We start from the raw sequence: 1,260 nt of genomic DNA, 5'->3' as shown, positions 1-1,260 counted from the left end.
ACAGTCACTGGCCCCCACACCCCCCCACCCCCTCTCTTCTTTTCTTGTTAACAAACACAGAAAAAGAAAAGAAGACCACAAAAGGGGGGGGAACACGGGGGCCACACCCACACCCAAAACAAAAAAATGAAGCCGATCATGAATACTTTGTTCGGTGACATCCGGCTTCATGGGAAGCCGTTGACTTTGATTGTCTTGACGATCGTCGCGAATATCGCTGAGGTTTTCGGCATTTTTCTTATCAGCTTTGTTGCTGCTGCGCTGCATTGGTCTGTTTTCATTTCTTACCGTTTTCTCGATTTTTTCCTTACCGGGGTTGAGTCTTCCCTGCATGTTATGTATTGCAGTTGACGTGTGAGTGGGCGGATTGAATGTTATGTCGATTCTCTGTCTTGCCGGATTCATGCCGTTTCGACGTCGTGGCATATTGACAGGACGAGGCTCCGCTTTACTCCAGTAGGCTTGTTTTTGTTGGGGTTGTGCAGTTAGAGGGCGCGGAGGGTGTAGCAACCGTGCCCGCTGCATGATGGTGAATTACAGCGGGGATCATCCTAGTAATGATATTTGGAGACAAAAGTGCGAACTTCTCTATGTATTCGACGCCGAACAGTTTCCTACCGCAGTTCGTGGTGCCGAGCTTGGTTTGAGTTGGGCTCTTGGTATGACGGCGAAAGTAGCTTGTTCCTTACCGTCCGCTGGGCTCGTTAGTATTGGCCAGGCGATCGGTGATGAATTACGGGCAGCTGTTGTTCCCGCATTTTTCATTTTGCTTGTGTGTTACTTATTGGGGAGGGTTTATGTTTTCGCACGCGAAACTCAGAGGTGTTGATTTTGCGCCCTGTAGCCGCCGACATCTACAAATTGCCCTCAACGCGAACTGATGTGCATGTATCTCCTCCGAGTCGTAGGCTAGCTGTAAGAACAACCGAATGGAGGAATCATGGGATTCGAAGAGAAAGCTGACGCAAAAGCAACGGAGCTTGGCGGTAAGGCGAAAGAGGCTCTCGGCAACCTCACTGATGATAAGGAACTGGCGGCCGAAGGGAAGGCTGATCAGGGCGAAGGTAAAGTCAAGGAATTTCTTGCTGATTCACAGGACAAGCTTGAGGAAGCTGCTGCCACCGTTAAGGAAGGTGCACAGCGCGTGAAGGATAAGATTTTCGGGGAGAAGTAAGCCCTCATCAACAAATGGTGGTGGGGGCGGGGGGTGGGAAGGGGGCCCCCCCAAATTTTTTAAAGAAATAATTTTAATTTTTTGAG

At 49.7% G+C, this 1,260-nt stretch carries 2 protein-coding genes; one reads left to right on the top strand and one right to left on the bottom strand.

Features of this window, described 5'->3' with window-relative positions; all coding sequences use genetic code 11:
• A partial coding sequence (locus tag ACTOVJ_RS08240; protein WP_449504695.1) for a hypothetical protein occupies nt 1-333 on the bottom strand: 333 nt, incomplete at its 3' end.
• 607 nt (nt 334-940) lie between these two features.
• Here ACTOVJ_RS08240 and ACTOVJ_RS08235 point away from each other — a divergent pair.
• Nucleotides 941-1,174, top strand: coding sequence for a CsbD family protein (locus ACTOVJ_RS08235; protein WP_449504203.1), 234 nt, complete (start codon nt 941-943; stop codon nt 1,172-1,174).
• Nucleotides 1,175-1,260: the final 86 nt, after the last annotated feature.

This window comes from Arcanobacterium sp. (ex Cirak et al. 2026) (assembly GCF_053585065.1).
Note: the sequence above shows the minus strand (reverse complement) of the source record. Positions and strands in the feature narration are given on the sequence as shown.

What these genes read in the sequence shown, in the direction of transcription:
- ACTOVJ_RS08235 (WP_449504203.1), top strand. Translation starts at nt 941, where the DNA reads ATGGGATTCGAAGAGAAAGCTGACGCAAAAGCAACGGAGCTTGGCGGT.